The sequence below is a fragment of the Gilliamella sp. W8126 genome (genome assembly GCF_016102185.1).
GTDB lineage: Bacteria > Pseudomonadota > Gammaproteobacteria > Enterobacterales > Orbaceae > Gilliamella > Gilliamella apis_A.
The window spans coordinates 265,530-290,853 of sequence record NZ_JACFPE010000002.1 but is presented as its reverse complement, the minus strand read 5'-3'; the positions used below and the strand labels follow the sequence as shown (position 1 = coordinate 290,853).

Here is a 25,324-nt window from a genome sequence, read left to right as displayed (position 1 = left end):
TCCTTATTTTTTAGTCCTTAGTCATTGAGCTGTTGAGTTGAAGATATGAAAAATAGCGTTAGGACATTAAAAAATAATTGCCTAGCAAAGGCAATGCCCGTAGTAGCTCGAACTAAAGTGATACACATAACCCGTGTGCGAGAAAAACGACAAACGGGTTATTACTATTTGCATCACTCGTCCAATAAGAATTACTACCAAAGCCAGCACCTGTGTAAGTGTACATGCTCCCCCATTCTGGGAAGAACCCTGCTTCAATATGACGCTGGTATATATTATTAGGTGATGATGATTTAACACCGACAGCATCTTGACACCCCCAAGAATTTGAATCCTGACAAACCGTATTAGTTAAATCCTTAACCTTAGGCAACCGATAATCACCAATTTTTGTACACCACGACGATGTACTCGAATAAGTGTAATAAACCTTACCACGATTGACGAACCACTGCTTTAATACAAAACCATACTTGACAACCGCATTACCTTTTCTATCACGACCAACTAACTCGAAAGTCTGAGGCAAAGATGGCCTTTTGATACGACGTGGATTATCTGAACGCTGTTGCGAAGAGTCTGTAACGGCAGGACCAGTTAGGGTGACACGAACGCTATTTTTTGTTGATTTGGTCATCTTAGCCTTAATATCACCATTAGGAGAAACCGCCTTCCAATATAAGGCCTGATTATTACCTGCAATATCCAAATCAAAAAACAAATTATGAGCGCCAGTAGTCGGAAAGTTTAAACCATAAGACGATGGCGTAACTGACTGAGTAAGAAATCCTTTATTAGGGTTCCAAATGTTAGCAGGACCAGTGTAATATGAAGAACCATTAACCAAGTTAGGCTTGACAAAACAAATCACTGGTGTTGCCTTAGGATTAATATAATAAGTGGCATTACTGGCACTAAAACGACTTTCATTAGGTATACCATAACGTGTTTTTAATGTACCACCAGTATTAGATAAGGTTAATTTATACGGCGACTTACAAATAGTCAGCACTTCATTACGGGCGACAGCCTGATTATATTTATCAACAATGGTTAAGCTTAAACTACCTGTCGCGGTTATATCATTAATCCCCTGACCATCACCATCATCATCACCCCAATAATTATAAGGCGTACCAATAAGTGAACTTAATGCAATAGAATTAGTATTTGTTGGCACTAACATACCAATATCCGCAAAAGTTTGACCAGCAATAGGCAACTCGATTGGTTTTGTTATACTCGAATTACTATACGATGGGGTATATTGTTCGCCATTAGATAAAGATATTGCAAGCAGACCGTCAGTATCAGTCACTCGTGTACGCCCACCATCAAACGTTAAATATGGGGCTGAGCCATGAATAACATAGGCAGTTTTAGATGTTAATGCATGATTAGAAAAAGAGATAGACAATAAAACAACAACGGTTAATACTAAAAAAACTTGCCGAGATAAAAAGACTAAACCAAGAAAGTTTGAAAAATTTTGCCGAAGTTGCTGGGAAAATAAACTATAGTGAAGTACTAGACGATGCGAGCTTAACTTTACTAACGTTAAATTAGAGATTGGACAGGTTTGGTGTTGTAAATTATAATACATACCCGAAGCCATTATTAACTTAATGATTTATTTGAAATTTTAAATCCTTTTGCATAAAAACTCATCCATTCATATAAATATTTTATAAAAGTATAGTGATTGAAAAAAACCATGCAACTTATTTCGACTGTTAAATTGTTAATTTTTGTAAAGTTTAATGTAATATTACACTTTAATTATTCCTTTAAAACCAATTTCGAAGAAGTTATTGGAGGATTTTTTGGCTTTAAAAACCCCGTTCCTTAATTTTTTGTTATTTTAGTTTCGGACGTTTTGTTGTTTGGTGGTTGGTTTTATATGGTGATTAAGTCTGAGTAAAGAGCATTTGAGCGAATCCTCTTTATCAACTCACGCGGCGACTAAGCAAATGGTCATAATGTAACGGCCTTCCGCCTTCGTTCGCTGTTAACGCACCGGCGGTGATTTGTTCCTGACAAACAACAACCCAACCAAACATCTCTGTTTGCCATGCTAATCTCTCTCAGTTATCAGCAAGTTGTTGATATTGCTAAATTAATTACACCAAACTGATTTATAAAAATAAACTTTTATTATTGGCACTAACAAATTCTATAACCACTTTAGCAATTCATTGGCTAGATTTTGACTTAAAAAAACCCGTTCCTCAAAATTTTTTATTTAAATTCTGAAATATTTTAACGATATATGATGAAAACTATAGTGACTAGTTGGTTATTGGTTCTTGAATATTATCGGGATTCTGATTAACTATAGCAATTAAATGGGATTTTATTCGCTTTGAAGGCAAAACTAAAATGGTTGCAAATTATTATTTTAGCAAACAATCAATTGAGTAACAGAACAAACTTATACTTGTAATATTATTTTATTTAAGCATCTTAACAAGCCTAATAGCTTGTTAAGATACAGATTAAAGAATTGATTACATATCTTTACGAGATTCGCATCCCCGGTTTAGCACCACTATCTGGTGATAATAGATAAACACCTTCATTGTCATCTTTACCACTAGCACAAAGCACCATACCCTCTGAAACACCAAAACGCATTTTACGAGGTGCCAAGTTAGCAATCATAATGGTTAAACGGCCGATTAATACTTGCGGATCTGGGTAGTATTGTTTAATTCCGGAAAAGACGTTTCGGGTTTCATCGCCAATATCTAGCGTTAATTGCAATAATTTATCTGAGCCTTCCACAAAACTGGCGTTTTTGATTAAGGCAACGCGCATATCTACTTTAGCAAAATCGTCAAAATTTATAGTTTCCGCAATTGGTTCGGCTACCTTTTCTTTTGCTGGTGTGGTTGCTGCCGCTTGCTGTTTAGTTTCTTCAATCATGGCTGTGATTTTATCCATATCAATTCGGTTGAATAACGCTTTAAAACTGTTAATTTTATGACCGGTTAAGGCTTTATCAATTGTATGCCATTGTAATTGACTATTTAAAAATGCTTCACTACGTTCAGCTAATGAAGGTACGATAGGTTTTAAATAGGTCATTAAAATACGGAATAAATGGATCCCCATTGAACAAATATCTTGTAACTGCTGATCTTGCCCTTCTTGTTTAGCAACCACCCACGGCGCTTTTTCATCAATGTAGCGGTTAGCTTCGTCAGCTAAAGCCATAATTTCACGTACCGCTTTACCTGATTCTCGTTTTTCAAAAGCATCAGCAATAACTTGCGATTTTTCCACAAATAAGGCGTAAAGTTCTGGTGCAGGAATATTATCAGATAATTTGCCGTCGAATCTTTTACTGATAAATCCAGCCGAACGCGATGCGATGTTAACCACTTTATTCACCAAATCGCTATTAACTCGTTGAACAAAATCTTCAAGATTAAGATCGATATCATCAATATGTGGCGACAATTTAGCGGCATAATAGTAACGTAAACAATCTGGATCCAAATGTTTTAGATAGGTACTTGCTTGAATAAAAGTACCACGTGATTTTGACATTTTAGCGCCATCAACGGTTACATAACCGTGTACAAAAATATTTGATGGTTTGCGATGTTCACTACCATCTAACATTGCTGGCCAAAACAAACTATGGAAATAAACAATATCTTTACCAATAAAATGATAAAGCTCGGTCGTTGAATCTTTATTCCAGAATTCATCAAAAATCGCTTTATTATTTTTATTACAATAGTTAAGGAAAGAGCCCATATAGCCAATTGGTGCATCTAACCAAACATAAAAATATTTACCTGGCGCATCAGGAATTTCAAAACCAAAATATGGTGCATCACGGCTGATATCCCAAGGTTGTAAACCAGCTTCAAACCATTCTTGCATTTTATTAGCAACTTGTTCTTGTAAAGTTCCTGAACGTATCCAAGTTTGTAACATTGTGGCAAACTCAGGTAAATCAAAGAAGAAATGCTCAGATTGTTTCAAAATTGGCGTCGCACCAGAAACAACCGATTTAGGATCAATTAAATCAGTAGGATTATAAGTAGCACTACAAACCTCACAATTGTCACCATATTGGTCTGCTGCTTTACAACGAGGACATGTACCTTTTACAAAACGATCAGGTAAAAACATCTGTTTTTCAGGGTCGAACAGTTGTGAAATAACCTTCGTTTTAATATAACCATTCGCTTTTAAACGTTTATATATTTGTTCTGATATTTCACGATTTTCAGGGCTATGGGTTGAATGATAATTATCAAAACTAATGTTAAATCCGGCAAAATCACGTTGGTGTTCGACTTTTACTTCAGCGATCATCTGCTCAGGAGTAATGCCTAATTGCTGAGCTTTTAGCATAATCGGCGTTCCATGCGCATCATCGGCACAAATAAAATAGATTTCATTACCACGCATGCGCTGGTAGCGAACCCATACATCAGCTTGAATATGTTCAAGCATATGACCTAAGTGAATTGAACCGTTTGCGTATGGAAGCGCACAAGTCACCAATATTTTGCGTTGAGTTGTCATGTTAAATTATTACCTTTAATTTCATAATGGCAGAAATAGTACAACAATCGTGTGATTATCGCTAGATTTATGCCATAATTTGCCTAAATTTCTTTATAAAACCAATCAATTTTGAACTGGTTGTATTTTTATTGGAATGTAAAAAAGATAATTTTGTAATTTATTGTCCATTAAAGTTATTGATAATATCTATAACAAATTGAAGTAAAATAACTAAATATATACCAACGAGCTAGATACAAGGTTTATTAACATGGAAGCAAAAAAAATTCTTGAGAATTTTCGTCACCCTACTTTACAGAAAAATTTGATTGAACTTGGCGCTATTTCCCAATGTGAACGGGTTAATCAAGAACTAATGATTAGCTTGACCATGCCTTTTGCTTGGCAAACTGGTTTTGAAGATCTGAAAACAACAGTTACGCCATTATTACTTGAATTAGATGATGTTGAAAATGTGAATTGGAATATTAACTATAATATTGCCACATTGAAGCGAGCCAATAGTCATCATGCTATTAAGAATATCAAAAATATTATTGCGATAAGTTCCGGTAAAGGGGGAGTTGGTAAATCCTCAACTGCAGTTAATTTAGCTTTAGCGTTACAAAAACAAGGGGCTAAAGTAGGTATTTTAGATGCTGATATTTACGGCCCGTCAATCCCAACAATGCTTGGCACTGAAAAAGAACAACCATTAACGCCTGACAATAAACATATGTCAGCGATTATGGCTTATGGCCTTGCTAGTAATTCTATTGGCTATTTAGTTGATGCCGATGGTGCGATGGTTTGGCGAGGACCAATGGCAAGTAAAGCGCTTTTGCAAATTTTACAAGATACACTCTGGCCTGAACTTGATTATTTGGTTATTGATATGCCACCAGGTACTGGTGATATCCAATTAACATTGGCACAAAACATTCCTGTTACAGCAGCAGTTATTGTTACCACACCACAAGATATTGCATTAATTGATGCGCAAAAAGGCATCACGATGTTTAATAAAGTGAATATTCCAACCATTGGTATTATTGAAAATATGAGTTATCACATCTGTGAAAATTGTGGTCACCATGAAGCGATTTTTGGTGAGGATGGTGCTAAGCGATTAGCTGAAAAATACCAAACAAAATTACTTGGTCAAATGCCGCTTCATCGTTTATTACGCCAAGATCTCGATTCTGGACAACCAACGGTAGTCAGCCATCCTGATAGTGAATTTACACAACTATATTGTAATATTGCCGCACAAGTTGCTAGTCAACTGTATTGGCAAGGAGAAACAATTTTGCCAGATATATCATTTAAGGCATTATAACGGAAATTTATATTGGTTGTTAAAGGATAACAACCAATATAAATAAATGATTTAGTTGTCCATTAACACCCTATAGTTATAGAAATTGATTTAGTTCAGCTTTTGCTTTAGCTAATTGCTCAATAAATGCAGAATTAGTATGTAATTGTGCAACTACTGCCGCCGCCATGACTCTTGCGGCATCAACGTCACTTTGCCAATGATAACCACAAATAACTCGGCTTTCACCAACTTCGTAACCTCGTTTTAAAATTTCATTTTGCCGTTCTGGATGTATTTCAGCTAAAACTAAGGCTATAGCAAATCCCATTGTGGTATGTCCGGAAGGATATGAGCCATTAGTCGATAATGTTTTTTCGTCTTCTGGTCGACAAGTGGCTTCATTAAAGAATGAGAATGGTCTAATGCGGTTGTAATACTGTTTAGCCGATCGAGTAGCAAGATCACCAGCATCTTCTTTCATTGTGGTAATAAGTTTATAAATCTCAGGCGAGGTATCAATTGAAATATCATATCCAAAAGCGGCTGAAAACTGTTTAGTAACATTATTTTTACTAGAATCAGCATCAAGATAAGCTTGTTTACCTCGCTCAGTATTTCGCATAGATTTTCCCCAATCATACATTGCTTTATCTCGTAAAAAATCAATGCTATTAAATGCAGGCGGTGGCGTTAACAAATGTAAACTATCTGGTACTTGTTCTTGGGTAAGATAAAAATCATTCGGATTCGTGGTTACATCTTTAACGTCAATGGCATGGACACTAAAACAAAATAAAATAGATACTACTAATAAATATAAAAAATTTTTACGCATAGATATCTCCTAAGTACTATTTTAATTAGTGATGACAACGCAACTTAATAGAACAAATAAAGAAACAACAAGTTTTATATATAATGAGATTAGCAATAATTATTATAAATACAGCACTGTTTGATAATAAAACAGTAAACATTAGTTAGCAAAAATCTTTTTATGAAGAACAGCACATTACTATTTATTACTTAAGATTTTTGATAACCGAATAATTTATGGCGATGGATAAACATATTGTATAATATCCCGACTATGAATATCGCTATTAAGAGATAATTTTATCCTTGAACATAAAAAATACTGCTCCGAGCAAACATAAACCCGCCCAAATATAATCGGTTTTAAATGATTCTTTTAGAATGTAAACTGAAAAGGGAATAAATACAGACAAGCTAATCACTTCTTGAAGTATCTTTAATTGCCCGGCACTGGCGACTTGAAAACCAATCCGGTTTGCAGGGACTTGTAGTAAATATTCAAACAGTGCAATACCCCAACTGATAAAAACGGCAACAATCCAAACTTGATTCTTGATATTTAATCGAACGATTCATTGTAGGTGGCGATATTATATAACGTTATATGATTTAATGTCGTAAAATAGCTCACTGATTAAACAAAAAGTAACTAATTTAATCTGATGATTTATTTGTCATCGTTGTTTAATAGTCATTAATATTCAGCTATAATCAGCTTATTGAATCTCAATCCCTTCTATAACATTAATCATGAATAATGCTAATAAACGGTCTCGAATCTGGTCGTCGATTCTCTGCCTTGCCCTTGCTGCGTTTATATTCAATACCACAGAGTTTGTACCAGTTGGATTACTGCCGAATATTGCTGAAAGTTTTTCGATGGATGTTGCGCATGCCGGGCTATTATTAACTATTTATGCTTGGGCTGTATCGTTATTATCTTTACCTTTAACGGTATTAACCGCAAAAATGGAACGCCGTAAACTACTTATATTTCTATTTTGTTTATTTATTGGTAGTCACATCTTGGCTGGCTTTGCTTGGAGTTTTTATAGTTTAATGGTTGCTAGAATCGGCATTGCTTGCGCCCATGCTGTATTTTGGGCAATTACCACGCCTTTAGCGGTTCGATTAGCACCCAATGGTAAAAAAGCTAAAGCGATGGGCTTTATTGTAGTTGGCACTTCAATGGCAACAGTATTAGGGATTCCTATTGGAACAATGATCGGCCAATTAGTTGGCTGGCGAGTCACATTTTTATGTATCGGGTTTATCGCATTTTGTGTAATGGCTTCATTACTTTATTTATTACCAGCTGTTCCTAGTATGAACACAATTTCACTAAAAGCCATTCCTAAAGTACTTAAACGACCTGTATTACTAAACATTTATTTGTTAACTGCTATTATTATTACCGGCCATTTTACCGCTTATACTTATATAACCCCATTTATGCTTAATGTTGGTGGCTTTAGCGAACAAATTGTCGTGAGCTTATTATTAGCTGTCGGTTTTTCAGGCATGATAGGTAGTTTAATTTTTGCTAAATATGCTGAACCGCACCCAACCGCCATCTTAGTCATGCCGGTGATATTATTAATTATCTGTTTATTATCGCTTTATGTTTGTTCTTTTAGTCTCATAACCGCAATACTACAAGGTATGGTTTGGGGGCTTGCGATTACTATTATTGGTATGGTGATGCAGAGTAAAGTTATTGATGCTGCACCTGATGCTGCCGATATTGCGACCTCGGTTTATTCGGGTATTTATAATATCGGTATAGGTGGTGGCGCCTTTGTCGGTAGCCAAGTGCTAGTTTACTTATCAACCCATTATATTGGCTTTGTTGGCGCTATTTTTGTGATTATTGCCTTAATACTTTTTTACTTTTTATCAAGAAAAACTTGGTAGTCATGAATAAGCGCTCACATTGAGCGCTTATTGAGTTAATGCTTCTAACTGTTCCCAACGTTCAAATACCACTTCAAGCTCGGCTTCTTTATCGGCTAAAGATTGCAATATTGGGCTCGTTACTTCATGAGGTTGATTGAAAAAGTCACTATGACCAATTTGTGCTTGAAGATCCGCAATAGCTGTTTCTAATTCCTCGATTTTATTAGGTAACTGGGCGAGTTCTCGTTGTTCGTTATAGCTTAATTTAACCTTCTTTTTAGTCGCTTGCTCTGGCATTTGGTTTGAGCTATTGGTTTTGTTAGTGTCACTTTTAGCTGATTCATTGATCTTACTACTGGTGACTTGAGCACTCACTGGTTTAGCTTGCTGTTGTTGCTGTAATGCATCTGTATAACCACCAGCATAAATACCAATTCGTCCTTGTTCTTCAAAAAACCAACACTGAGTAACCACGTTATCGACAAATTGTCTATCATGGCTAACTAATAAAACCGTTCCTTGATAATCATTCACAAGTTCTTCTAATAGCTCTAAAGTTTCAATATCAAGGTCATTAGTTGGTTCATCAAGCACCAATAAATTACTTGGTTTTAAAAATAATTTTGCTAATAGTAAACGATTTCGTTCACCACCCGATAGTGCTCTAACCGGTGTTCGAGCTCGTTTTGGTGGAAATAGGAAATCTTGTAAATAGCCAAGCACATGTCTTGAGCGACCATTTACCATCACCTCTTGCTTACCTTCTGCAAGGTTATCCATAACGGTTTTTTCTGGATCAAGCTCTAATCGATATTGATCAAAATAAGCCACTTCAAGTTTGGTTCCGCAATGAACACTTCCTGAGGTCGGTGCTAAACTACCTAGCATCAGTTTTAATAATGTGGTTTTACCAATACCATTGGGGCCAATTAAAGCAATTTTATCACCACGTAACACTTGTACCGTGAAGTCCTTAACTAACACTTTATCATCGATTTGATAACTGACATTATCTAGCTCAAAGACAATTTTACCTGAACGCAGTGCTTCCTCGATCTGCATTTTCGCATTGCCCATGACTTGACGACGCTGTGAATATTCTTGTCTCATCGCTTTTAATGCTCTAACTCTACCCTCATTACGAGTTCGACGAGCTTTAATACCCTGACGGATCCAGACTTCTTCTTGTGCTAACTTTTTATCAAATTCGGCATTTTGTAACTCTTCAACACGCAGCGCTTCTTCTTTACCTAGCAAATAACTGTCATAATCACCGCCCCAAGAAGCAACCTTACCGCGATCTAAATCAATAATCCGAGTCGCCATTTGCCGAATAAAGGATCGGTCATGCGATATAAAAACAATACTGCCATTAAAGCTTTTTAAAAACTCTTCCAGCCATTTAATGGTATCGATGTCTAAATGGTTAGTTGGTTCATCCAATAATAGTACTGATGGTTGGCAAACTAGTGCCTTTGCTAATGCCGCTTTACGCAACCAACCACCCGATAACGAAGACAATAATGCCTCACCATCTAACGATAATGAGGAAATGACATTACGAATACGATTATCCAATTGCCAACCATTTTGATGATCTAGCTGTTCTTGCATTTTAGCTAATTTAGATAGATTACCCTCACTTGGATCAGTTTCAACTAAGTGTGACAATGCATAGTAATCTTTTAATAATTGCGCTTGTTCTTTTAAACCTTCCGCAACAAAATCAAAAACATTTCCTTGAATATCTCGAGGGGGATCTTGCTGCAATCGAGAGACAATAACGTTGTTTTCATAAACAATTTGTCCTTCATCGAGCGGTACTTCTTTATTCAGCACTTTTAGCAAAGTTGATTTACCGGCACCGTTACGACCAACAAGACAGACGCGCTCGTTAGTTTCTATCGACATATCAATATGATCAAGAAGTGGAGCATCACTAAATGATAAATAGGCATTGGTAAGATTAATTAATGACATATTTGTGGTTTTTATTTGGATATTAAATAATAAGGCGGTATTCTATCATAAAGTTGCAGTAGGCAACCAAAATCAATTATCAAAGATACAATTAACAGCTCTTAAAACGTGAGCATTCCAATTCTCTTCTAAAAAAATGAATACTGTTATAATTATTAATAATTGAATATATTAATAATATTTCGGTATGGAGGTGATTATGAGTCATACTTGGACATTTCAACGTGTTGGTGGATTAGATCAAATCGTATTAAAAAATGCCGATGACATTATCAATTTACCCAATTTAGATCCTAAATTATGGGTTGCACTCAGTTGCCCAACCACAGGGCTAGATTTTGATCAAAGAACATTACAATTATTAGATTCAGATAACGATGGTCGCATTCGTATTCCCGATATTTTAGAGGCAATTAATTGGCTTAAAGATAAAATAGTTTCTTTTGATAATATTGTTCAATCATCACAAACTTTATCATTATCGCAAATTGATGATTCAAACGAACAAGGTAAAAAATTATTAATTACCGCCCATAGCATTTTAGCGAACTTAAATAAAAGCCAATCTGATTATTTAACGCAAGATGATGTGCAACAATCACTTAAAATTAATGCCAGCAAACTCTACAATGGTGATTTAATTTTTCCTCCTTCAGCCGAATTATCGCCAGAGCTGCAAAATTTTATTCAAGCAGCAATAAAAACAACTGGTGCGGAAAAAGATATGAGTGGTCAGGATGGAATTAATCTAGAGATTGCGCAAACTTTTGTTAAAAACTTAAAAAGTTGGCAAAAATGGCAAAACGATATCAGTAATACCCAAACACCTTTTGGCGAAAACCGCTCAGAAATATGGAAATTAGTTCAAGAATTAAAGCCAAAAATTGATGACTACTTTTTGCGTGTTGAATTAGCACAATATGCACCTCAAGCACAAACGGCGTTAAATGTTGACGAGAAATATATTGTCCCATCCCAAAACGGATTACTTTCTGATGAAGCTTTATCTGAGCTACCTCTATCTAAAATAGATACCAATAACACATTAGATCTGGTTAATGGCCTTAATCCACTGTGGAAAACTAAAATCATTCGATTTAGAGATTTAATCGCTTCACACTTAGCCGATCCCAAACAACTAACTGCACAAGAATGGCAAGATATTCAGGCAGATCTTAATGCTTACACAACACTAATCAGTTCTAAACCTGAGATGCAACAATTAAGTGTAACAACTAAACCAACCGCTAGCATTGAGGATCTTACTGGCAATCAAATTGCTAATTTAGTTGATGATAATTTACTAAACGAATTTGAAAGCATGGTTGAACAGGATAACCAAACACCAATTTCAGCCTCAGATGTTTTTGTATTAGAAAAGCTAGTCTTATTTCAAAAACATCTCTATCGTTTATTGATTAACTTTGCTTCGTTTGCTGAATTCTTTTCACTTGACCATTATGCGGCATTTCAATTAGGAAAACTTTATATTGACGGTCGTTGTGCTACCCTCTGTGTTGCCGTAGATAATATAGCTAAACATTCAACTATGGCTAATTATTCTGAACTATGTTTATTATATTGTGAATGTACAAGGCATGGTAAAAAGCAGACAATTGCTGCAGCAATTACCGCTGGACAAGGTGATTTATTAATGGAAGGCCGCAATGGCGTTTTTATTGATAATGAAGGCAATGATTGGGATGCAAGTGTTGTTAAGATGATTACTAAACCAATTAGTATCCAACAAGCTATTTGGGCACCTTATCAACGTATTGGCCGTTTAATTACTGAACAAATTAATAAATGGGCAAGCAATAAAGATGCTGACATTGAGAAAACCAGTACACAAGCGGTACAAAATCCAGAAAGCAAATTTGATATTGGTAAAAGTGTTGGTATCTTTGCGGCTATTGGTTTAGCTGTTGGCGCCATTGGTACCGCTTTAGCGACTATTTTTCAAGCTATCTTTTCACTTACATGGTGGCAATTCCCATTAGTAATTTTAGGTTTGTTCTTGATTATATCTGGACCATCAGTAATATTGGCTTGGTTAAAATTAAGAAGAAGAACACTTGGGCCACTACTTGAAGCTTCTGGTTGGGCGATAAATGGACAAGTTAAAATCAATTTACTGCTTGGTGGTCTGCTGACCAGTAAAGCCGAATTACCAGCCAACGCAAGACGTAATTTAACTGACCCTTTAAAAAAACGTAATAAAAAAGCGCGAATACTATTTTGGTCAGCAATTTTACTAGGCATAGTAATCGTCGGTACGGCTTTTTGGTTTAAAAATGATATTGCCAATTATTTTAAACAGCAGCAACAGCTGTTAAGTCAGCAACAAAATAATACTACTGAAAAGCAATAGCAACTATTGAATTATACTTAATAATTTTTCGCCGACATTACGTCGGCGAATATTTTATGATTAATGTTGATAAACAGGTAATCGTCGGCAAATCGCCAACACTTTTTGTTTAACCGCTTGAATAGCTTGTTCGTCATCAATGTTATCTAATACGTCACAAATCCAATTAGCTAATTCACGAGACTCTTCTTCGTTGAAACCACGACGAGTCACTGCAGGTGTACCAATCCGCACACCAGATGTTACAAATGGACTTTGCGGATCATTTGGCACACTATTTTTATTCACGGTAATATTAGCACTACCTAAAGCAGCATCAGCTTCTTTACCGGTGATATTTTTATCAACTAAATCTATTAAAAATAAGTGATTTTTTGTTTCACCAGATACGACTTTATAACCACGTTTGATGATCACATCAACCATCGCTTGGGCATTTTTCACAACTTGTTGTTGATATTCTTTATAAGCTGGCTCCATCGCCTCTTTTAAAGCAACTGCTTTTGCCGCTATCACATGCATTAATGGACCACCTTGTGCACCTGGGAATACAGCAGAATTCAATTTTTTGTAAAGTTCTTCACTACCACCTTTGGCTAAAATAAGTCCACCACGTGGTCCGCCTAGTGTTTTATGCGTAGTTGTCGTCACAACATGAGCAAAAGGCACTGGATTTGGATAAACACCAGCCGCCACCAAACCAGCCACATGAGCCATATCAACAAACAAAAAGGCTCCTACACTATCAGCAATCTCACGCATGCGCTGCCAATCAACTACACCAGAATAAGCAGAAAAACCACCTATAATCATTTTTGGTTTTGACTCTAAAGCAATTTTCGCTAATTGCTCATAATCAATATGTCCCGTTTCGTCTACGCCATAAGCAACCACGTTATACAACTTACCTGAAAAACTGACCGGAGAACCATGCGTTAAATGCCCCCCTTGTGACAAGTTCATGCCCAGTACCGTATCACCTGGTTTTAACAATGCCATATAAACAGCAAAATTGGCTTGTGAGCCAGAATGCGGTTGAACGTTAGCATAATCAGCACCAAATAGTTCTTTAGCACGATCAATAGCTAACTGCTCAACAATATCAACATATTCACAACCGCCATAGTAGCGCCTACCAGGATAGCCTTCAGCATATTTATTGGTTAGTTGAGTACCTTGTGCTTGCATCACTCTTGGACTTGTATAGTTTTCCGATGCAATAAGTTCTAAGTGATCTTCTTGGCGTTGTTCTTCGCCTTTAATGGCATCCCATAGCTCTTGATCATAATCGGCAATTGTCATTTGTTTAGTAAACATATTGGCTCCTTGTAGGCAATTACATCAACGTAACGATTTGTTACTGTATTTAATTAGCACAAAAAAACATCATGGGTTACTATCCTTACTTAATCGACCTTTAATTTCAATCTTTTTTTGAAGTTATAAATAATATTTATAGATAGTTAGAATAATAATTAAAATGCTTTACAGCACAATATCATTTAGCCTACTAAAAACCCCTTTCCTCAAAATTTTTAAAACCATTATCATTGATAAATTATCTAGTTTGATAATGCAAACAATCTATTAGAGAATAATAATCTTATTAATCATTATCTCTAGCTCAATTGCAATTGAGTATCTGGAATATCTTGGTAGAATAAGCAAAAATTTTATTTGGTATAGCATGCAACTTCATTTAGTCGTTAATACATTTGGTTCCGATTTACAACGTCGCTATGGTGAAAAAATCTATAAGCTCACTTTACACGGTGGTTTTAGCTGTCCCAATCGTGATGGTACCATAGGGCAAGGTGGGTGTACCTTTTGCAATGTAGCGTCAATCATTGATGAGTCTATACAGGTGAAATCAATTTCACAGCAGCTTATGTCTCAAGCGCAACAGATGAAAAAATCGAAACGATACCTTGCTTATTTTCAGGCTTATACTAGTACCTATGCTGAAGTTGAAATACTTAAGAATATGTATGAAGAAGCGCTGAATAGTGCTGATATTGTCGGGCTTTGCGTCGGCACTCGTCCTGATTGCGTTCCCGATGAAGCTCTTGATTTGCTGGCACATTACCAATCCAGCGGTTATGAAGTTTGGTTAGAACTCGGATTACAGACCGCACATGACAATACATTACATCATATTAATCGTGGTCATACCTTTGCGGATTATCACCAAACGGTACAAAAAGCACGACAATTAGGCATAAAAGTGTGTACTCACCTTATTATTGGCTTACCCAAAGAGAATAAATCTGACAATCTCATCACTTTAAACAAAGTCTTAGACAGTGGCGTTGATGGTTTAAAAATTCATCCTTTACATATTGTTGAAGGCAGTATTATGGCCAAAGCATGGCGAGCTGGGCGGATCAATGTGTTATCTCTTGAAGATTATGTCGATATTGCCGGTGATATTATTCGACAAACGCCAGCCAGTATTTTATATCATCGGATTTCAGCCAATGCCAGAAAACCAACCTTACTGGCCCCTGATTGGTGTGAAAACCATTGGCAATCAATGAATGCAGTTGATCATAATTTACGACAGTTTGGTGCACAAGGTAGTGCTATTGGTGATACTTACTCTTTCAAACAATAAAATACCATCAACATGACAAAAATTTTGAGGAAAGCCTATTTTTAGTCCTTATAATTGCGATAACAATTACATTTGTTAACTAAATTATATAAATTTCCACTTCAAAAACCCCTTTCCTCAAATTTTTTAGCCGACATATTTACTCGTTAAATATTGAACTTATAAATTCATCAGAATACGTTTTGAAAATAAAATCAGCAAAATACTATAGTCAATTTACTTTTACTATTATGGCTAACTTTAGCCTACCTACTACTAATAAAATCCGTTCAAAATAAAAGCTTTAATTTTTATCGATTATTATTAGATAGCAAAGATGCTAATGAAAGCTATTTCTAGATTTGATTGCCACTTAAATTGGCTTTGTTTCTAATCAAAAATAATAAATTAAAATATAGCGATGTATTCGTCTCAATAGGCTATTTAATCAGGTATTTTTTCGTTTCGTTGCGGTTCAAATAATAAGTTTATTTTATATTGCCACATAGAGGTATGTTTGAAATAATTATTAACATCTGAGTATTTTTGTACCTTTATTAACAACAAGTATATAATGATGTTTTATCATTTGAGATAATCTGCATGCAACTAGCTTTTTGTATTTATAAATTTTTCCCTTTTGGCGGTTTGCAACGCGATTTTTTGCAAATTGCTACTGCTTGCCAAGCTCAAGGTCATCAAATTCGTGTTTATGTATTGGATTGGCAAGGCGATAAACCAGCTGGTTTTGATATCATCATCGTTCCTAAAAAAGGATTATCTAACCATAGCCGTAATCAAGCTTATTACCACTGGGTAAAGGCTCACTTACAAAGCAATCCTGTAGATTGTGTGGTAGGCTTTAACAAAATGCCTGGATTGGATGTCTATTTTGCTGGCGATACATGTTTTGCTGAAAAAGCCGCACACAAAGGCTTTTTTTATAAACTGTCGAAACGTTGCAAACATTATTTAGCTTTTGAGCAGGCGGTATTTTCCCCTAGTTCACAAACTAAGATTATGGCGTTAACCAAACAACAGATTCAAGATTTTAAAAACCACTATCATACTCAAGATAAACGATTCTTTTTATTACCACCCGGCATTGCTTTAGATCGTAAATATAACATTGATGCCCCTAACAAACGTGAACAATTTCGACAATCTAATCAAATTGGCCAAGATGATTTTGTGATTGTGCAAATTGGCTCTGATTTTAAACGTAAAGGCGTTGATCGCTCTTTGAAAGCGATCGCAACCTTACCTAATGAACTAAAACAAAAAGTTACTTATTTGGTGGTTGGGCAAGATAAACCAGAGGCATATCAAAAGTTAGCAGATGAATTAGGTATTGCTAAACAGGTGAGATTCTTCTCTGGTCGCAATGATATCCCTGATTTCTTATTTTCAGCTGATTTATTACTACATCCTGCAAGGCAAGAAGCGGCCGGTATGGTTTTGATTGAAGCGTTAGCGGCAGGGGTTCCTGTGATCGTATCAGGTATTTCCGGATATGCTTATCACATTAGCCAAGCTAATGCTGGTATTGTATTATCAGAACCTTATAAGCAAAACATTTTAGATCAAGCGCTAGAACAATCAATTAGAGATAAAGAGCAATGGCTTAATTGGCATAACAATGCCATTACTTATAGTAATAGTGAAGATTTATATCATTTAGCCCAACGAGCAGCAGACATTATTTTAGGATGTCATTATGAATGAGATTAAACTTAAAACCCCCTTTCAACAATTATGGCAAGGTAAAGATCCATTTAATGAAGTGGAATTAATTTCAGGTAAAGTTTACCGCGCAGTCAAACAACGTAAAACTCTTAATTTTCAATTAGAAGATCAATCATATTTCATTAAAATTCACCGTGGTACAACGGTAAAAGAGATTGTAAAAAACCTCATTTCGCTACGTTTACCGGTTTTAGATGCTAAACAAGAGTGGGATGCAATTCATCGTTTAGAACAAGTTGGTGTCAATACTATGGATGGACGAGCTTTTGGGCGTAAAGGATTAAATCCGCTTACTCGGCATTCATTCATTATTACCAAAGACCTTAATCCGACTATTAGTTTAGAAGATTTCACAAAACCATGGCTAACCAACCCACCTAGCTATCATTTAAAACGTTCATTAACTATTTATTTAGCAAATATGACCGCTAAAATGCATGGTGCTGGCGTAAATCATCGTGATTGTTATTTATGTCATTTTTTATTGGATTTACCTTTGTTTGAAAATAATCAGCAAATAAAACTTTCTGTGATTGATCTTCATCGTGCACAAACACGTAAAAAAGTTCCAACTCGTTGGCGTGATAAAGATTTAATTGGGCTCTATTTTTCATCAACCAATATTGGACTTAACCAACGTGATATTTGGCGTTTTTTAAGAAACTATTTTAATAAACCAATTAAAACCATTTTGCGCGATGAACATAAATTAATTGATAGTGCTAAGCGAAAAGCTGAGCACATCGCTAAAAGAACTGAAAAATATCATCTTTAATCATAAGGAAATGACATGTTTATTGAACAAATTGATATCAAAGGGTTTAGGGGGATTAAGCAACTTTCATTAAGGCTTAATGCTAAATCTAGTGTACTTATTGGTGAAAACCAATGGGGTAAATCGAGTTTAATCAGTGCATTAAAATTGCTAACTCTTGATAATAAATTTTATCAATTTGTTAATTCAGATTTCTATTATGATAAAGATGATGGTAATCACATCTCAATAAATGTTGTTTATTGTGAATCTTATGCAACTCAATTAACTGAACAAGCTTATCAACCTTTGACAGCAGTTAGTTATCGCTCACCAGCAGATAATCTATATCGAATTACGTACCAGATTAATGCCCAAAAAAATGGTGATACTATTATCACTGAACATAATTTGCTGAATGAACATGGCGAAACGTTAAATCTGGATAATCCAAAATTATTAATCGCTATTTTGATTAACTTAAATCCGGTCATGCCGCTAAAAAATTCAGTGAATGCTAAGGATTTACCTGTCACAAATGAACCTTTATCACAATACTTTATTGAACAACTATCTGATCAATTAAAAGCACACTCGGCACAATTAAGTCAAGATGAGCTTAATCGTGGCTTACAAGCTGCTCGTTCGTTATTAGAATACTATTTTGTTGATTCTCAAAAACGATTTAACTATAAACAATTAGTACAAAAAAGTAATCCCAAAACCGAAGATTGGAATTCGCTCGAACGAATCAATAATGTATTAGATGATTTAGATAATGATTATCTTCGTACCGCACTTTTAGGTATATTTGGTTCGATTGTTAATGCTAAAGGGGATAATCCTCTCTCTCATAGTTCAGTGCCAATTTTAGTTTTAGAAGAACCAGAAAGTCAGTTACATCCAATTATTTTATCGGTTGGCTTCCGACTGTTAAAAAATTTACCTACCCAAAAAATCATTACCTCTAACTCAAGTGATTTAGTTTCTCTGTTTCCATTAGAGAGTATTAACCGATTGATCCGCCAACCCGATCAAATTGTGAGTAAGTACATTGCTCCTCATTCATTAAGTGTTGGCGATAGCCGACGTATTTTGTTCCATGTTCTTTATCGACGCCCTACTGCGCTATTTGCCCGTTGTTGGTTGCTGGTTGAAGGTGAGACTGAAGTATGGTTACTCAGAGAGCTTGCCGAACAAAGTGGCTATCATCTAAGTTCAGAGGGGATCCAATTGTTAGAATTTGCACAATGCGGTTTAAAACCATTAATTCACTATGCCAACAAAATGGGGATCCGCTGGTATGTCATTACTGATGGTGATATGGCAGGGAAAAAATATGCTGAGACGGTACAATCACAATGTGCAACCGGCGAAAATTTAAATGACTATATCACCGTATTACCAGCCCGTGACATTGAAAATTTTCTATTTAAACATGGTTTTAGTCACGTATATAAATTAGCTGCTTATAATACCGTTGCTCATATTGATATGTCGGTACCAAAAATTATTCAAAAAGCGATCCACAAAAGTTCTAAACCAGATTTAGCGATTGCCGTTTGTGATGATGCAAAAGCTCGTGGTATTACAGCCATTCCTAGATTATTAACCGATACCTTCGCTAAGTTAGTTAAAACATCAAAATCATTGCTTTAAAAGTTGATTATATGGCTATGATAAGACAATCCGCCGATAACATCGGCGGTAGATAAAATAGAACTTAAAAGCTACTTGCTAATTCGTTTATATTTAGCTCGTTTAGGTTCAAGCGCCTCTGCCCCTAAGGTACGTTTTTTCCACTCTTCATATTCAGTAAAGTTACCTTCGAAGAACTCAACATGCCCTTCGTCTTGATAATCTAAAATATGAGTAGCAATACGGTCAAGGAACCAGCGGTCATGCGAGATGACTAATGCACAGCCCGGAAACTCTAATAACGCATTTTCAAGCGCACGCAAGGTTTCGACATCAAGATCATTAGTCGGTTCATCAAGTAATAGTACATTACCACCAACTTGTAATAATTTAGCTAAATGTACACGCCCGCGTTCACCACCAGACAGCTCACCAACACGTTTTTGCTGATCAACGCCTTTGAAATTAAAGCGTCCAACATAGGCACGACTTGGGATCTCAAAATTACCAATACGCATAATATCTTGGCCATTGGAAATTTCATCCCAAACGGTTTTTTTATCATCCATGCTGTCACGGAACTGATCAACAGAGGCAAGTTGTACTGTGTCACCTAAAGTGATCGTACCGGAGTCCGGTTGCTCTTTACCTGATAACATTCTAAATAGCGTCGATTTACCAGCACCATTAGGCCCAATAATACCCACAATGGCGCCTTTCGGTATGCTAAAAGAAAGATTATCAATTAATACACGATCGCCATATGATTTAGTTAAATTAGCCACCTCAATGACTTTGTCACCTAAACGTTGCCCAGGTGGGATAAAGAGTTCATTAGTTTCATTACGTTTTTGGTAATCATTGCTATTTAATTCTTCAAAACGTGCCAAACGTGCTTTACTTTTTGCTTGACGACCTTTTGGATTTTGGCGTACCCACTCCAATTCTTTTTCAATTGATTTACGACGAGCCGATTCCGTTGCCGCTTCTTGAGCTAATCGCTGATCTTTTTGTTCAAGCCAAGATGAGTAGTTACCTTCCCATGGAATGCCTTCACCACGGTCTAACTCTAAAATCCAACCGGCAACATTGTCTAAGAAATAACGGTCATGGGTAACTGCAACTACAGTTCCTTCATAATCATGTAAAAAGCGTTCTAACCAAGCAACAGATTCAGCATCCAAATGGTTGGTTGGTTCATCAATTAATAACATGTCAGGTTTCTCAAGTAATAATTGACAAATTGCAACACGACGTCGTTCTCCACCGGATAAGTTCTCAATCTTAGCATCCCAATCTGGTAGGCGTAAGGCATCAGCTGCACGCTCTAATTGGTTATCAAGATTGTGGGCATCTTGCGATTGAATTATTGCTTCAAGCTCGGCTTGTTCTTTCGCTAATTTATCAAAATCGGCATCAGGATCGGCATAAGCGGCATAGACTTCATCTAAGCGGGCCAATGCGTTTTTAGCATCACCAACAGCCTGTTCAATTGCTTCACGTACAGTTTGTTTAGGGTCAAGTTTAGGTTCTTGAGGTAAATAACCGATTTTAATGCCTGGTTGAGGACGAGCTTCACCTTCAATCTCGGTATCTACTCCAGCCATAATTCGTAGTAATGTAGACTTACCGGCTCCATTTAAACCGAGAACACCAATTTTAGCTCCCGGAAAAAAACTTAAAGAAATATCTTTTAAAATATAGCGTTTAGGAGGAACAATCTTCCCCACGCGGTTCATGGTATAGACATATTGCGCCATAAAACATTATCCGTTTAATTAATTAAAACTAGCAAAAAGTAATGCTATGTGATTGATGGCCTATATTGTAATGATTCTAGCTGTATGGTCTAGGGTTATTTATGAATTATGTTATAAATGTAGAAAAACTATCAACTAACATATAATTCAATATTCAATTAATATATGATTGTTTACTGGATAATCTGTATAAGCATACTAAATAATTTATAAAAATTCGTAAGGAATAAAATGGAAAAACAAACTGTAGTTATTGAATATTATGTTAATACCCAGTATTGGTTAGATGCTTATTATGCAAAATATGGCGTATTAGATCATGATTTCGCGCAAAAATTGAATGATTCAACACCAGATAATATGCGACACTTTACTATGTCATTTAATAATGAAAAATTAGTCATTCTTAATAAAGATAAAAATGAAATTAATACTTTCTATTATAAGGATTTTTTTTGCATTAAAAAAAACTGAAAATGGCTATTTATTTTTTATCAATAATCAAGATTTTTATTTTGTTAGTCAACAATCTTTAAAATCCGACGAACTAGAAATCATTTATGATTTTTTATGTGATTATTTAGGAAAAAATTTAGAAACGCAAATAGCAGAGATAGACACCTATAAAATGGATATTAATAGAATCTATTATTGTTTTTATTATTTACTATTTAAAAAATCTATAATGGCCCCTATTTATATACTTGTAATGTTTTTACCATGCTATCTTTTAATAAAAGATTCTAGCCATGCATTATTTTTCGTTTGTATTACAATTATATATTCAATTGCAATCTACTTCAGTATCAAACCTGGTTTAAAATGTTCAGCTGAAAATTGGTGTAAAACAAGTTATAAAATTTTTATTTGTTCAAAGGTAATTTTTTATGAAGATAGATTTACAATGACAGCTAAAACCCAATTAAGTACTACTGTTATAAAGTATGATCAATTACACAAAATAAGAAAAATAAAAAAAGGTTATCTGTTTATTATAAATTGTAATAGTGGTTATCTATTTTATAACGAGGATTTTACATCCCAACAACGACAAGTTCTTGAAGATAAACTAATGCAATATAATAATTTTTATTTAAAATAACACTCGTAAACTTACCCCACTGTTCATCTGGTGGGATAAGTTATAGCGGTAATTTGTTATAAAAAAGTGAAGATTTGTTCTTCTGGTAAACGTGATTTTGGACGATGGGCATTACCATCATTTTCAGAACGATAACCTAATGTTGCAATAACTAGGCTTTTTAACCCCTTTTGTTTTAAGTTTAAAATTTCATCCATTTTTTCACAATCAAAGCCTTCCACTGCAGTAGAATCAACACCAATAGCAGCGGCGGCAAAAAGTAATTGTCCTAATGCTAAATAAGTTTGTTTACCTTCCCAACTTTGTTGGGACTCAATTGTCTTACTGTTTTTAGTGACAAAGAAACGTCTTGACTCATCCTGAGTTTGTTTTAGTTCGGATGATGGTAATCTGCCATCTTTCTCTTCTTGGTTAAGCAAATTAACTAAATGGGCATCTTCTAAAGGTGATTTAATACAAAATAAAATAGTATGAGAGGAATCGGTTACTCGTGGCTGATTAAATTCAGCTATAGCAGGTAAAATTTTATTTTTTGCTGCATCATTATCAATAATATAAAAATGCCAAGGTTGTGAATTAACTGAAGATGGACTGTTTCTTAAAACAGTAAGTAATTGTTCTATTTTTTCTTTAGGAATTTTTTTACTTTTATCATAATGTTTGGTGGTATAACGTTTTTGAGAAATTTCGACAATGTTCATCTTTTGACCCCATCTTATTAATTGTGAGTAAATAATAGTTAGTGTGAATTTTAAATTTGATTAATCAGATATCTTAGCCAAAATTACGATATAACTGCTCATAGGAATATAGCACCAATCAAATTTAATTAGTAGCAACTTAGTTATCATAATTGAATATTATTATATAGAAATATTTTTTACTTAAACAATTCATCGTTGCTAAAAGATACAAACCATTTTAGTTTTTTAAGAATATAATTTAAACAAAATAAACGATGAAATCATTTACATTAACAAAAATTAATATTATTATAATATAAGTGCTTAATAAGCATATTCGTTTAAAAGCAATGCAATGGAAAATGCGCTAATTAGAAGACGTTATCATGGATAGAAAATACGTTATTTTTACGAGTAAAGCTGTAGCAATAAAATTATACATACTTGTTATTATACTATGTCTATTCTATAGCATCCCTGTTCTCGCATTAAATGAAGTAACCGCTTCTAATATAAATGGTAATTCACCCTATATTACAATAAATCAAGATAGATCTCCTTCCGATATAATTGATTTACTCTGGATAGCAGTAAAAAAAGACGATAACCAAACGCAAATAGCACCGTCCACTAATGAACAAGGACCAGTTGAAGATCCAAATTTAATCTATTATCGCCCTGATTTTAACTCTTCCCCTGATGAATTAATCGACTTGCCTAGTTCTATTGACACATTTGATAAAATTATCACGTTGGTATCTGATTATAAAAAGGAACAAGAAGAGCTCGAAACAATTTTAACTGACAAACAATATTTTGAAGATAATGATGGTGATGATGGATTTAAAGCAACAGGGACGTTCAAAATTGAGATTAAAGATAGTGACAATAAGGCTGTTAAATTAAGTGATAAATTAGATGATTGCGTTGGCTTTTATGCTGTAACTTTAACTACCTCAGATTCAGAACTTTCAACCACTTATGGTTTACCTAATAATAAAAACTATCCTAGTGCTAGCAAAACTTACTATGTTAGATCATTAAGTGGTGGCTTACCCCATGTTTGTTGGTTACAACCTTCATTAGAAAAAGGTTATCCTCCCTATTCCTATACACAGCAAGAATATGATGATTATTTCAATGAATGGCCACGTTATAAAGACCAAACCACAGTTTGGTCGCCAACTAAAGGGTTTAAGCCGGCCGAAAAACACTTAGAACGCCCTTGGGCAAATTTTCCAACTACCGCTGCAGATAAATTATATTTTAATGTTGTGTTATCAGGTGCAAAATGGCAGGATGTGAGTTATACAAAAAGTCGAGAAAGTCAGGCTGTTGGATTAAAATTAAGCGGTAAAAACAATATACTTAGGGTTGAGTTTAGTGGTCCAACTTTTAGTGAAAAACCTGACGATGCCATTCTTGATGAATTATGGGATCTGGGGTTTTCATTAAAAGTAGGTAATAGGGTTATTTATAGTTTTGAATTAGAGTATTGGTTTTTTATCTCTACTGACACTGTCAAAGGCTTGAAATATGCTAATCAATATTGTCAGTGTAAAGGGGGAATCGCTATGTATCCTACAGAAAGATATGAGGCAACCAATGCTCTTTATCACACCGAAATTGACGAAGAAAATAATAGAAATAATTATATCCGTACAACCGAAACTCTCTTAGGTGAATGGGGTAATACAATTAATGAAGTTTACCCTAGTGATGATTTAGGTAATGTGATGTCAAATATGGTCTGGACATCGAGTAGAGTTTACGATGATGATTACAACAATTTAATTAGAAAAAGTCATAAAGTTAAACCAAAATTACGTATTACTGGTGACGATGACGACGATGATGATTGGGATGATGATGGCTGGGATGACGATGACGATGACGAATGCAAGGGGGAACCACGTGATTACGACCCCTACTATACACATTTTTACGCACTTGATCTCAATGATGGTAGTATTAAAAAGATGCCAAAAGAAACCGAAGGCTTAAGAGTAATTTGTGTATCTGATTAATATTTGATTTAATCAATATTTATTATTGACATTAAGTTTTTTTTTTGATAGAAATAGTATCAATATTTATACATAACACAATAATTGAGAAGTTAATGATTAAATGTACT

Annotated in this window: 17 protein-coding genes and 1 pseudogene; 10 read left to right on the top strand and 8 right to left on the bottom strand. The window is 35.0% G+C overall.

The features are described 5' to 3' along the window. Nucleotides 1-112: 112 nt before the first annotated feature. Together H3S74_RS05340 and metG are read right to left on the bottom strand one after the other, a co-directional pair. The gene (locus H3S74_RS05340; RefSeq protein WP_198247414.1) at nt 113-1,603 is read right to left on the bottom strand and encodes a hypothetical protein; all 1,491 of its coding nucleotides are present in this window, start codon (nt 1,601-1,603) and stop codon (nt 113-115) included. A 914-nt stretch (nt 1,604-2,517) separates the two neighbouring features. Then, nucleotides 2,518-4,545 (bottom strand): methionine--tRNA ligase, encoded by a 2,028-nt coding sequence (metG, locus tag H3S74_RS05335; RefSeq protein WP_198247413.1) that lies wholly within the window; start codon nt 4,543-4,545, stop codon nt 2,518-2,520. Nucleotides 4,546-4,798: 253 nt separating this feature from the next. On the opposite strand from metG, the gene apbC reads away from it, so the two are divergent. Beyond that, the gene (apbC, locus tag H3S74_RS05330; RefSeq protein WP_198200756.1) at nt 4,799-5,866 is read left to right on the top strand and encodes an iron-sulfur cluster carrier protein ApbC; all 1,068 of its coding nucleotides are present in this window, start codon (nt 4,799-4,801) and stop codon (nt 5,864-5,866) included. A 76-nt stretch (nt 5,867-5,942) separates the two neighbouring features. Here the strand turns inward: apbC and H3S74_RS05325 are convergent, their stop codons facing one another. Together H3S74_RS05325 and H3S74_RS05320 are read right to left on the bottom strand one after the other, a co-directional pair. Continuing rightward, complete coding sequence (locus tag H3S74_RS05325) at nt 5,943-6,683, bottom strand: phosphatase PAP2 family protein (protein WP_198247412.1); 741 nt, start codon at nt 6,681-6,683, stop codon at nt 5,943-5,945. A 268-nt stretch (nt 6,684-6,951) separates the two neighbouring features. Next, nucleotides 6,952-7,221 (bottom strand): annotated as a pseudogene (locus H3S74_RS05320) (DMT family protein); the annotation flags it as partial. Nucleotides 7,222-7,411: 190 nt separating this feature from the next. Between H3S74_RS05320 and H3S74_RS05315 the strand changes: the two are divergent. Further along, the gene (locus H3S74_RS05315) at nt 7,412-8,578 is read left to right on the top strand and encodes a sugar transporter (RefSeq protein ID WP_370547582.1); all 1,167 of its coding nucleotides are present in this window, start codon (nt 7,412-7,414) and stop codon (nt 8,576-8,578) included. A 27-nt stretch (nt 8,579-8,605) separates the two neighbouring features. Here H3S74_RS05315 and H3S74_RS05310 read toward each other — a convergent pair whose 3' ends face one another. Next, nucleotides 8,606-10,540 carry an ABC transporter ATP-binding protein gene (locus tag H3S74_RS05310; RefSeq protein ID WP_198247410.1) on the bottom strand — a complete coding sequence of 645 codons (1,935 nt, stop codon included), beginning with the start codon at nt 10,538-10,540 and terminating at the stop codon, nt 8,606-8,608. 199 nt (nt 10,541-10,739) lie between these two features. Here H3S74_RS05310 and H3S74_RS05305 point away from each other — a divergent pair, with 199 nt between their 5' ends. Then, on the top strand, nt 10,740-12,911 hold the full coding sequence (locus tag H3S74_RS05305) for a MerC domain-containing protein (RefSeq protein ID WP_198247409.1): 2,172 nt from the start codon (nt 10,740-10,742) through the stop codon (nt 12,909-12,911). 60 nt (nt 12,912-12,971) lie between these two features. On the opposite strand, the gene glyA is transcribed toward H3S74_RS05305, so the two are convergent. Beyond that, a complete protein-coding gene (gene glyA / locus H3S74_RS05300; RefSeq protein ID WP_198247408.1) occupies nt 12,972-14,228 on the bottom strand; it encodes a serine hydroxymethyltransferase in 1,257 nt (418 codons plus the stop codon). A 370-nt stretch (nt 14,229-14,598) separates the two neighbouring features. Between glyA and H3S74_RS05295 the strand changes: the two genes are divergently transcribed. From H3S74_RS05295 to H3S74_RS05280, 4 genes are all read left to right on the top strand, one after another. Beyond that, complete coding sequence (locus H3S74_RS05295; protein ID WP_198247407.1) at nt 14,599-15,525, top strand: TIGR01212 family radical SAM protein; 927 nt, start codon at nt 14,599-14,601, stop codon at nt 15,523-15,525. A 582-nt stretch (nt 15,526-16,107) separates the two neighbouring features. After that, nucleotides 16,108-17,229 carry a glycosyltransferase family 4 protein gene (locus H3S74_RS05290; RefSeq protein ID WP_198247406.1) on the top strand — a complete coding sequence of 374 codons (1,122 nt, stop codon included), beginning with the start codon at nt 16,108-16,110 and terminating at the stop codon, nt 17,227-17,229. Continuing rightward, on the top strand, nt 17,222-18,025 hold the full coding sequence (gene rfaP, locus H3S74_RS05285; RefSeq protein WP_198247405.1) for a lipopolysaccharide core heptose(I) kinase RfaP: 804 nt from the start codon (nt 17,222-17,224) through the stop codon (nt 18,023-18,025). The genes H3S74_RS05290 and rfaP overlap by 8 nt, the downstream gene beginning before the upstream one ends. Nucleotides 18,026-18,040: 15 nt before the next feature. After that, the gene (locus H3S74_RS05280; RefSeq protein ID WP_086353889.1) at nt 18,041-19,663 is read left to right on the top strand and encodes a DUF2813 domain-containing protein; all 1,623 of its coding nucleotides are present in this window, start codon (nt 18,041-18,043) and stop codon (nt 19,661-19,663) included. Nucleotides 19,664-19,734: 71 nt separating this feature from the next. Here the strand turns inward: H3S74_RS05280 and ettA are convergent, their stop codons facing one another. After that, nucleotides 19,735-21,402, bottom strand: coding sequence for an energy-dependent translational throttle protein EttA (gene ettA / locus H3S74_RS05275; RefSeq protein WP_086320926.1), 1,668 nt, complete (start codon nt 21,400-21,402; stop codon nt 19,735-19,737). A 231-nt stretch (nt 21,403-21,633) separates the two neighbouring features. On the opposite strand from ettA, the gene H3S74_RS05270 reads away from it, so the two are divergent. Both H3S74_RS05270 and H3S74_RS05265 read left to right on the top strand, forming a co-directional pair. Next, entirely contained in the window at nt 21,634-21,876 is a 243-nt protein-coding gene (locus H3S74_RS05270) for a hypothetical protein (RefSeq protein ID WP_198247404.1), read from the top strand. Then, nucleotides 21,824-22,504, top strand: coding sequence for a hypothetical protein (locus tag H3S74_RS05265; RefSeq protein WP_198247403.1), 681 nt, complete (start codon nt 21,824-21,826; stop codon nt 22,502-22,504). The genes H3S74_RS05270 and H3S74_RS05265 overlap by 53 nt, the downstream gene beginning before the upstream one ends. Before the next feature lie 56 nt (nt 22,505-22,560). Here the strand turns inward: H3S74_RS05265 and nfsB are convergent, their stop codons facing one another. Further along, nucleotides 22,561-23,205, bottom strand: a complete 645-nt coding sequence (nfsB, locus tag H3S74_RS05260) for an oxygen-insensitive NAD(P)H nitroreductase (protein ID WP_110447232.1) — start codon at nt 23,203-23,205, stop codon at nt 22,561-22,563. A gap of 368 nt (nt 23,206-23,573) precedes the next feature. Between nfsB and H3S74_RS05255 the strand changes: the two genes are divergently transcribed. Next, nucleotides 23,574-25,214, top strand: coding sequence for a hypothetical protein (locus tag H3S74_RS05255; protein WP_198247402.1), 1,641 nt, complete (start codon nt 23,574-23,576; stop codon nt 25,212-25,214). Nucleotides 25,215-25,324: the final 110 nt, after the last annotated feature.